We start from the raw sequence: 1,194 nt of genomic DNA, 5'->3' as shown, positions 1-1,194 counted from the left end.
CAGTTTTGTATACTGGTTGGGCTAATTTGATACTCTTCGGCTAACTCCCGAAAGCTGTAGCCTTCGTCAAGTTTGCTAAGAATCATTTGTCGGTAGTCTTTTGAATATGCCATAAGTTTTAGTGTACCACTTTATTCGTTCTTTGACTATAACTATCCCCTTAAGCAATTATTCCCTAAAATAGTACAACAGCTATAGGATTTAGCACAATACACACCCGATAAGTAAAAGCACTTTATGAGAAGCCGACCCAGCTAATAGGATGCAAGCGACACAGCTATGTTCGAGAAAAGAGCACAAACCCAGCCGACAGCGAGCTTATATTCTGCGATTGAGTCTCTACTGAATGAAGCGCAGATAGAGCTCAAAATAACGCGTAAGCGGGTTAAGAATATTAACTTTCGACTTAAGCCTTATCAGCTCTCGGTCTCAGCACCCCATTACGTGAGTGATAAAGATTTAATCATGGCGCTAAGCAAGCGTCTCGACTGGGCCATTAATCAACATGCACAGTTATTAAAGCGCCATCAACAGCAGCAAGGCGTGCCCTCTCAAGGCTCCAAATCGGATACCGCCTTACAGCCGGTTAAGCTGTGGGGTAAGTCGCAGGGATTAATTATGGGTGAGGCAGAGCGAATCGAATGGTATCGCTGTGAGCTACAGCAACTCATGCCTGATCTATTTGCCAAATGGCAGCCTATAGTCGGTGCTTATGCCACCGAGACCCGGATAAAAAAGATGACCACCCGATGGGGCAGCTGCAATACTCGGGCTAAGCGAATCTGGCTCTCGGTTTATTTGCCAGCTTTTCCGATTGAGTGTACCGAATATGTGATAGTGCATGAGCTGTGTCATTTACACCATGCCAATCACAGTGCTGCCTTTTGGCAGGAAGTACAACGTGCGATGCCGGATTATAAACACTGGCATGATAAACTGGCTGGCAAGTCAGGTGAGGTAGACTAGGCTTCTCTACAATTAAAATTAAAACTGTAGCTATAGTCATAGCCCTTAAAAACAGTCACACAGCCAAAGAAAATAGAAGAATAACGTATCGATACAATCTATTCCCCAATCTTGACGTTTTTTCTTAATCCAAGCCCAAGTTTGCTCAATAGGGTTTAAGTCAGGACTATAAGGCGGTAACCATAGAATAGTGTGTCCTGAATCTTCAATGATTTTTTGAATATCAAG

The 1,194-nt window shown here is 43.5% G+C and carries 2 protein-coding genes; one reads left to right on the top strand and one right to left on the bottom strand.

From position 1 onward, the window contains the following. Positions 1 to 279: 279 nt before the first annotated feature. Positions 280 to 966, top strand: coding sequence for a M48 family metallopeptidase (locus A1019T_RS09535; protein ID WP_077451448.1), 687 nt, complete (start codon positions 280 to 282; stop codon positions 964 to 966). Between the two features lie 45 nt (positions 967 to 1,011). Here A1019T_RS09535 and A1019T_RS13875 read toward each other — a convergent pair. Further along, positions 1,012 to 1,194: transposase (locus tag A1019T_RS13875; protein WP_279626181.1), on the bottom strand; the 183-nt coding region annotated here is incomplete at its 5' end.

The sequence above is a fragment of the Psychrobacter piechaudii genome (genome assembly GCF_900162825.1).
GTDB lineage: Bacteria > Pseudomonadota > Gammaproteobacteria > Pseudomonadales > Moraxellaceae > Psychrobacter > Psychrobacter piechaudii.
Note: the sequence above shows the minus strand (reverse complement) of the source record. Positions and strands in the feature narration are given on the sequence as shown.